We start from the raw sequence: 7,197 nt of genomic DNA, 5'->3' as shown, positions 1-7,197 counted from the left end.
TGCCCGCCCCGGCCCGCCCGGCCCCGCCCCGGCCACGGCCCCGGCCCCGGCCCGGCCGGCCCGCGGGCGCGGTGGTCCCCGGCGGACCGGCGCCGCGGCCGGCGCCCGCGCGCACTGCGGATGAGAGGAATCCCATGAAGGCGTTCGTCCTGCACTCGTACGGCTCACCCGACGCACTGGAGCTCACCGAGATCGACCGGCCCGTGCCCGCCGACGACGAGGTGCTGGTCCGGGTGCTCGCCACCTCCGTCCAGCCCTACGACTGGCACCTCATGAGAGGGGAGCCGTACATCGCGCGCCTGATGGGCGGCGGCCCCGGGCTGCGCAGGCCGAAGATCCGCGTCCTGGGCGCCGACCTCGCCGGGCGGGTCGAGGCGGTCGGCAGGGATGTGACGGAGTTCCGCCCCGGCGACGAGGTGTACGGCATGCCCAAGCAGGGCGGCTTCGCCGAGTACGCCTGCGTCCGGGCCGCGGAGCTGGCGCCGAAACCGCGGAACCTGTCGTTCGAGCAGGCGGCGGCGGTACCGCTGGCGGCCTGCACCGCCCTGCTGGGCCTGCGCGACGACGGACGGGTCCGGCCGGGGCAGAGCGTCCTCGTCAACGGGGCCTCGGGAGGCGTGGGCACGTTCGCCGTGCAGCTCGCCAGGGCGTTCGGCGCGCGGGTCACCGCCGTCTGCGGCACCCGGAACGTGGAACTGGTGCGATCGCTCGGCGCGGACGAGGTCGTCGACTACACCGAGGAGGACTTCACCCGCGGCGGGCGGCGCCACGACCTGGTGCTGGACGTCGCGGGCGGCCACCCGGCGCGGGCGTACCGGCGGGTGCTCGCTCCCGGGGGGAGCCTCGTCATCGTCGGCGGGCCGGGCGGCCGGTGGCTGCAGCCCGTCGGCCGCATCCTCTCGGCGCTCGTGGTGTCACGGCTCGTCTCGCAGCGGACGGTCCTGACGGACGTGGTCCGGTGCACGGAGAACAGGCGGAACCTGATGACGCTGACCGGGCTCATCGAGGACGGGCGCCTCGTCCCGGTCATCGACCGCAGCCATCCGTTCGAGGAGATCCCGGCGGCCGTCGCCTACCAGGAGCGGGGGCACGCCACGGGGAAGGTCGTCATCACGGTCTGACGGAGGCCGGACGGGGCCGGGCGGGACCGGCCCCCGCCCATCCGTACCCACCCGCACGAGCCGGGCCCTCGCCGGACCCTCACCGGGGGGCGGGGGCGTCCGGGGCGGGCCCGGTGTAGAGGCGGGCGACGACGTCCTCCAGCGACTCCTCGCCGGGGGCGGTGGCGCGCAGCTCGTCGAGGGTGCCGTCGAAGCCCAGCCGGCCGCGGTCGATGAGCATGACGCGGCGGCAGAGCTTCTCGATGTCGCCGAGGTCGTGCGTGGTGAGCAGGACCGTCGTGCCGCGCTCGGCGTTGAGGCGGCGCAGGAAGTCGCGCATGGCGACCTTGCTCACCACGTCGAGGCCGATCGTGGGCTCGTCCAGCACCAGCACGGCGGGGTCGTGCAGCAGGGCCGCGGTGACGTCGCCGCGCATGCGCTGACCGAGGCTGAGCTGGCGGACCGGGGTGTCCATGAACGGGCCGAGCTCCAGCAGGCCGGTCAGCTCGTCCAGCCGCCGCCGGAAATCATTCCGATCTACTTTGTAAAGGTACCGGATCAGCTGAAAACTGTCCTTCAGCGGCAGGTCCCACCACAGGGTCGTCCGCTGCCCGAAGACCACCCCGATCCGGCGGGCCAGCACCGTACGGCGCCGCGTCGGGTCGAGCCCGGCCACCCGCAGCCGCCCCGACGTCGGCGCGAGGATGCCGGTGAGCATCTTGATGGTGGTGGACTTGCCCGCGCCGTTCGGCCCGAGACAACCGACGAACTCCCCGGCCCCGACGGTGAACGACAGGTCCCGTACGGCGTGCACCGTCCGCCTGGCCCGGCCCCGGCCGACGGTGAAGGAACGCCCCACCCGGTCGACTTCGATCATGCGGTTCAACTCCCCGTGGAACGGTAGCGGCGGATGCCCGCCCGCCAGGCCGCCGCGGCGGCCAGGGCGAGCAGCAGGGCGGCGAGCGGCGCGGCGAAGCGCAGCCAGTGCGGCAGGCCGAGCGGGTCGGGCCGGTCCAGCACGTACAGGGCGGGCTGCCAGTTGACGAACGCCAGCGGCACGACGAACGTCACCGCCTTGACCAGTTGCTCGCCGTAGACGTTGAGCGGGTACTGGGTGAGCGCGTTGCCGCCGTAGGTGAAGGCGTTGGCCACCTCGGGCGCGTCGGTCAGCAGGAACTGCAGGGCTCCGCCGAGCGTGAAGACCGAAGCGAAGATGACCACCCCGCACGTGATCATCACGGGGATCATCCACGCCCGATCCCAGCCGGGCTCCAGCGCGGGCAGGGCGATGCCGAGCACCACCGCCGACTGGGCGAGGCGGCCGAGGCGGTGCACGCCGAACCGGTCGGTGGCCATCTGGACGAACGTGCCCGCGGGCCGGATCAGCATGACGTCGAAGCTGCCGGCCCTGATGTGCGCACTGAGCCGGTCGACGTTGCCGAAGAGCATGTCGGCCAGGGCGAACGCCATGTCGGCGGTGCCGTACAGGAACATGACCTCGGCCAGGCCGAACCCGGCCAGCGTCTCGGTGTGCTGGAAGACGACCCAGACGGCCGCGACGTCCAGCGCGTTCACCGCGAAGGAGCCGAGCGTCAGCATCGCCAGCGAGACCGGGTACTGGGCCGAGGCGCGCAGCCACGTCCAGGCGAGCAGCAGGTAGGTCCTAACCACGGGCGGCCTCCCGGACCGGCCGGACGGCGCGGGCGGGCGGGGACGCGACCGCGCTCCCGGCCCGGGCGGGCGGGGACGCCGCGGGGTCAGCCACCCTGGACCACCACCTTGCGGCGGGCGGCGCGGGTGACGAGGGCGCCCAGGGAGAGCAGCGCCGCCGCCCACAGGACCTGGAAGCCGAGCGCCTCCAGCACGTCCCGCTTGCCGAGGTAGACGTCGGCGGGCACCTGGACCATCGCCGCCCAGGGCAGGGACTGCGCCAGCGTGCCCAACCAGCCGGGGAACAGGTTCAGCGGCAGCACCATGCCGCTGAGGAAGAGCGTCAGCACCAGCGAGAGCGACTGCACGCCCTGGTCGTCGACGATCCAGCAGCACGCCAGCGCCATCAGGTAGCGCCAGGCGAAGCTGACGACCACGCCGAGGGCGAAGGCGGCGGTGAAGGACGCCCAGGCCGCGGCGGAGACCGGCACGACGACGCCGAACAGCGCGGCGCCGAGGAACGTCGGCGGCAGGCTCCGGAGCAGGAACAGGTAGGCGGCACGGCCCAGGTCGTCGGCGAGGCTCCACAGCTGCAGGGAGGCCGGGCGGAGCAGGTCGACGGCGACCTCCCCGCTGCGCACCCGCCCGGCGAGCTGGAGCCCGCCGCCGAAGACCTGCATGGGACCGATGAACGCCTGGCTGAGGAAGCAGAAGGTGACGGCGTCGGCCACGTCGTATCCGGCGAGGCCGGGGCGGGCCTCCCAGAGGGCGATCAGGACGTAGGCGCGCAGGACGCCGAAGACGGTGTTGGTGAAGGCCCCGGCGAGGGCGGCGGCGCGGTAGGCGGAGTGGCGGCGGAAACCGTAGGCGGCGACGCGCGCGTAGAGCAGGAAGACGACCTCCTGGGCGGCTCTGCGGGCTCGGATCGGCCGGCGCGGGCGGCCGGGTGCGGAACGGGCCCGCGGACGGGACGGCCGGGCCCCGGACGGGAGCCCGAGCCATTGTCCTCGCCGCCGGGGGACGCGGCAACGGGTTATCCGCGGGCCGCCTCTCAAGACCGCTCCCTCACCGCGCTCGGCCGCCGTGCTCGGCTGCCGCAGTCGTTCCCCGGGGAGCGGCCGGACGGGCCGTGCCGGCGGCCGCGTCGAGGCTTCACGCCTGCTGGCAGGCCGTGTGACGCGTGACACAGCCGTAACCATCGCGATATGCCCAAGGAATGGTAGAAGGAAGTTCTAAAGGGCATCCTCCTTGCCAAGGAGGTGCCCGCATGCACGACGGGATCGATGTCGACGTCTGCCCCGGTTACCCGGTCAGCTGGCAGGCCGTGGCGCTCACCACGATCATGCGGGGCACCTTCAAGCCGCTCTCCGGGCTGCTGCTGCGCTCGGACGCCAGCGTGGTCGCCGCCTCCAGGATCGTCTCCCTCGCCAAGAGGGTCCCGCTCCGGCCGCCCCGGCACGTGACCGTCGAGGAGGAGACCGTCGCGGGGTGCGAGGCGGAGTGGGTCCGCGCCGGGCGGGAACTCGAGGAGGACAAGGCGCTGCTCTACTTCCACGGCGGCGCCTACTTCGTCTGCTCCCCGGCCACCCACCGGCCGATCACCTGGCGCATGTCGGCCGCGGCCCGGCGCCCGGTGCTGGCCGTCGACTACCGCCAGGGCCCGGTGCACACGCTGGCCGAGTCGCTGGAGGACGCGGTCGCCGCCTATCTGTCCCTGCTGGAGCGGGGATACGCCCCCGAGGACGTCGTCTTCGCGGGCGACTCCGCAGGGGGCCACCTCACGCTGGCGTCCCTGCTGGCGCTGCGCGACCGCGGGCTGCCGCTGCCCGCCGCCGCGGTGTGCCTGTCCCCGTGGACCGACCTCACCGACACCCCGCGCCGGGCCAACCGGTTCGCCGACCCGCTGATCCCGGCGAGCCGCGTCGACTGGCTCGCCCGCCGCTGGACCTCCGGCCTGGACGCCCGGGACCCGCTGGTCTCCCCGGTGCTGGGCGACTACGCGGGGCTGCCGCCGCTGATGATCGTCACAGGCTCCACCGAGGTCCTGCGCGACGAGGGCCGGCGGGTCGCCGCGCGGGCCCGCCAGGCGGGCGTCCCGGTGACCTACGAGGAGTGGCGGCACATGCCGCACGTCTTCCCGATCCTGGCCGACGTCCTGCCCGAGGCGCGCCAGGCGTTCCGGCACATCGCCCGCTTCCTGGGCGCAGCGGGGGCGTTCGCCGGGCACGGCCCGTCCACCGGGGACCTGCCGGCCGCGGATCCTGAGACGGACGCCGGCTCCGCCGCCGCCTGACCGGTCCCGCTCCCGGCCGGCTCCGCCGCCCGCCGGGCGGTCCGGGCGGTCCGTGTGGCTCGCGCGGTCTGCGCCGCCCGGCTGCCCGTGTGGTCAGTGCCGTCCGGGCGGTCCGCGCGGCGGCGCGGTCCGTGCGGTCAGTGCCGTCCGGCGGGCGCGCCGCTGCGGGGCGCGCGGCGCCGTCCCCGCAGGCCACGGCGGAACACGCCGCCCCTCCGGTCCCACCGGTTACTTACCTTGAGGGATCATTCGGCTTACCGGCCATACCCCTTCCGACGGGTCGGCGGCGAAGGCCCTCGCCCTCCGGTCACAGTGTGCTTGCCGTAGCGCGCGCACGAGAGGCTCGATCCGGATGGCACGTGGCGGAACCGGCCCCGAGAACGGGACACCCCCTGGTGTGCGGCCGCTGACCGTGGGGGACCCGGTCATCATCGGCCGCTACCTCCTGCTCGGCCGCCTGGGGGCGGGCGGCATGGGCGTGGTCTACCTGGCCGAGCACCCCCGCGGCGGGGTGGTCGCGATCAAGACACCGCACCCGGTGCACCTCGACGATCCCACGCTCCGCGCCCGTTTCGCGGAGGAAGTGGAATTCTCCCGCCGGGTGGTGCCCTTCTGCACCGCCGCGGTGATCGAGGACGGCACCGACCGGGAACGGCCCTACCTGGTCACGGAGTACGTCCCCGGCCCCTCGCTCTCCCAGGTGGTGGCCGCCCGGGGCGCGCTCACCCCCGACCTCGCCTACGGCGCCGCCCTCGGCGTGGCCGCGGCGCTGACGGCGGTGCACGGGGCCGGGCTGGTCCACCGCGACCTGAAGCCGGCGAACGTGCTGCTCTCACCGGCCGGCCCCCGGGTGATCGACTTCGGGATCGCCAGGGACGTGGACGGCCTCGCCGCGCACACCGAGGCCGGGCAGGTCATGGGGAGCCCCGGCTGGGTCGCCCCGGAGCGGCTCACCGGAGGCCGGGTGCTGCCCGCCTCGGACGTCTTCTCCTGGGGCTGCCTGGTCGCCTACGCGGCGACCGGCCACCACCCGTTCGGTGCGGGCGAGCCCGACGTGCTGACCCGGCGGATCCTGGTCGAGCCGCCCGGCCTCTCCCGGGTGCCTGCGCTGCTGCGCCCGATCGTGGCGGCGGCCCTGGAGAAGGAGCCCGCCCGGCGGCCCTCCGCGACCGACCTGCTGGGCGCGCTGCTCGCCGCGGGCGGGATCGGCGCCCCGTCGGACCTGCGCGCGGCGGTCGCCGGGGTGCTGGCGGAGATCTGGACGCCGGTTCCCCACCCGCCCCCGGACCGGGACCCGTTCCCGGTGCCCGGCGGGCCGGTCCCGGCCGTCCCCGCCCATCTGGATCCGCGGGCCTTCGCGGGCTCCGCCGTACGGCCGGGTCCGCGGGCCTTCGCGGGTCCCGCCCGGCCGGCGGTCCACCCGGGGACCGGTCGCCGGGGCGGGGGAGGGCGGCAGGACCCGGACGGGTCCGCACCCCCGGCCCGGCCGTCCCGCCGGGCCGGGCCCCGCGGCGGGGTCCATCTGCCTCAGGCGGGCCTGGCGGCGCTGGCCACGCTCTCCCTTGCGGCGCTCGCCGTGGTCGCGGCCGGGAACGGCGGCGGCCACGGCGCGGACGGCGACGTCCGGCAGCCCGAGCACGTGCCGCTGGTGATCCCGGCCGACGACCCGGCCAGAGGCACGGCCTCCGGCGCGTCCCGGCCCCGGGACGGCCGGGTGCGGCCGGCGGTGCCGACCGTACCGCTGGAGACCACCGTCACCGCGACGCGGACCGTTGCGGCGCCGCAGGTCACCGGCGACCGGGAGGAGCCGCCGGCCCAGGGCGGCCCGCGGAGCCCGCGGGAGCGGCGCGGCGGACGCGGGGGCGGGGGCGGCGGGCCGCAGGAGCCTCGGCCGTGCGCGGACACGGATGCGGGCGACGGGGCCGCGCGGCCGGGTCCCGGCGGGCGGTGCCCGACGCCGACGGGCGGGGCGGAGCCGTCCTTCACCCGGATCCCGCAGACCGGTGACGGCGAGAGCCCGTCACAGTCTCCGAGCGCCTCCACCACGGCGAGCGCGACCGCCTCCCCGGCCCCGGGGCCCTCGGTGCAGATCGGCGGCTGAGGACGCACGGGCTTCCCCGCCGGGTCGCGCGTCCCCCGCGCACGCTGACGCCC

Annotated in this window: 6 protein-coding genes; 3 read left to right on the top strand and 3 right to left on the bottom strand. The window is 75.8% G+C overall.

Going from position 1 to position 7,197, the window contains the following annotated elements:
- The first annotated feature begins 134 nt into the window (after positions 1 to 134).
- The gene (locus ABD823_RS04600; protein WP_344856228.1) at positions 135 to 1,121 is read left to right on the top strand and encodes an NAD(P)-dependent alcohol dehydrogenase; all 987 of its coding nucleotides are present in this window, start codon (positions 135 to 137) and stop codon (positions 1,119 to 1,121) included.
- Positions 1,122 to 1,200: 79 nt separating this feature from the next.
- Here the strand turns inward: ABD823_RS04600 and ABD823_RS04595 are convergent, their stop codons facing one another.
- From ABD823_RS04595 to ABD823_RS04585, 3 genes are all read right to left on the bottom strand, one after another.
- The gene (locus ABD823_RS04595) at positions 1,201 to 1,977 is read right to left on the bottom strand and encodes an ABC transporter ATP-binding protein (protein WP_344856226.1); all 777 of its coding nucleotides are present in this window, start codon (positions 1,975 to 1,977) and stop codon (positions 1,201 to 1,203) included.
- 5 nt (positions 1,978 to 1,982) lie between these two features.
- Positions 1,983 to 2,771, bottom strand: a complete 789-nt coding sequence (locus tag ABD823_RS04590; protein WP_344856223.1) for an ABC transporter permease — start codon at positions 2,769 to 2,771, stop codon at positions 1,983 to 1,985.
- An 86-nt stretch (positions 2,772 to 2,857) separates the two neighbouring features.
- The gene (locus ABD823_RS04585; protein WP_344856221.1) at positions 2,858 to 3,805 is read right to left on the bottom strand and encodes an ABC transporter permease; all 948 of its coding nucleotides are present in this window, start codon (positions 3,803 to 3,805) and stop codon (positions 2,858 to 2,860) included.
- Positions 3,806 to 4,017: 212 nt separating this feature from the next.
- Between ABD823_RS04585 and ABD823_RS04580 the strand changes: the two genes are divergently transcribed.
- Together ABD823_RS04580 and ABD823_RS04575 are read left to right on the top strand one after the other, a co-directional pair.
- On the top strand, positions 4,018 to 5,043 hold the full coding sequence (locus ABD823_RS04580; RefSeq protein WP_344856219.1) for an alpha/beta hydrolase: 1,026 nt from the start codon (positions 4,018 to 4,020) through the stop codon (positions 5,041 to 5,043).
- A gap of 397 nt (positions 5,044 to 5,440) precedes the next feature.
- Positions 5,441 to 7,144: a serine/threonine-protein kinase gene (locus ABD823_RS04575; protein WP_344856217.1), complete on the top strand. Its 1,704-nt coding sequence runs from the start codon at positions 5,441 to 5,443 to the stop codon at positions 7,142 to 7,144.
- Positions 7,145 to 7,197 lie beyond the last annotated feature (53 nt).

It is taken from the genome of Planomonospora alba (assembly GCF_039534085.1).
Classification (GTDB): domain Bacteria; phylum Actinomycetota; class Actinomycetes; order Streptosporangiales; family Streptosporangiaceae; genus Planomonospora_B; species Planomonospora_B alba.
The sequence above is the reverse complement of the archived record's forward strand: the minus strand, read 5'-3'. Positions and strand labels throughout refer to the sequence as shown.

Coding starts and splice junctions, on each gene's coding strand:
- ABD823_RS04600 (WP_344856228.1), top strand. CDS start 135: ATGAAGGCGTTCGTCCTGCACTCGTACGGCTCACCCGACGCACTGGAG.
- ABD823_RS04595 (WP_344856226.1), bottom strand. CDS start 1,977: ATGATCGAAGTCGACCGGGTGGGGCGTTCCTTCACCGTCGGCCGGGGC.
- ABD823_RS04580 (WP_344856219.1), top strand. CDS start 4,018: ATGCACGACGGGATCGATGTCGACGTCTGCCCCGGTTACCCGGTCAGC.